The organism is Streptomyces actuosus (assembly GCF_016921115.1).
Classification (GTDB): Bacteria; Actinomycetota; Actinomycetes; order Streptomycetales; family Streptomycetaceae; genus Streptomyces; species Streptomyces actuosus_A.
In genome coordinates, this window is record NZ_JAFFZS010000188.1 from 1 (window position 1) to 463 (window position 463).

General features: G+C 55.5%; 1 protein-coding gene. It reads right to left on the minus strand.

Annotation, left to right across the window (positions count from 1 at the left end):
• On the minus strand, window positions 1–463 hold a 463-nt coding region (locus tag JS756_RS39065), incomplete at both ends, for a BCNT domain-containing protein (RefSeq protein ID WP_205387478.1).

The following is a 463-nucleotide window of genomic DNA, read 5'->3' on the forward strand; positions in this document are numbered from 1 at the left end:
GTCCACATATGCAGCCCAATCCAGCCGCGACTTCTCGACCGTGTTGATTTTCGGACCCCGGGCCTGCTCCCCCTCGCGTGCTGCTTCCGTAGCCGGTTGTTTCTCCCAGTTTCTCTTGATGGAGCCGGTTGGGTTGGGATCGAATCGCGATACTCTGCGAAGAGGTCGGCGGAGTTTGAGAGCGGCTTTGGCGTTCGCGGCAGCGTCCATATCGGCCGCGATCACAGTATCCACATCCTTGCCACTGGCGAGGAATATCTTCGCCTCGGCGGAGTCTTTGGGGACGAGTTTCTCCTCTGTGATCATATCTCCTGCAAATTTGTACGTGCGTTTGATCTTGACCATTTCTTCCGGGAACTTGGTTTGTGGCTGGGGTCCTTGCGTTGCGCCTTGTTCTTTGGTTCCAGTGTCTTTGTTCTCTTCTTGCGCTGGGGCTTCGTCTAGATTTTCGGTATGTGTAGGG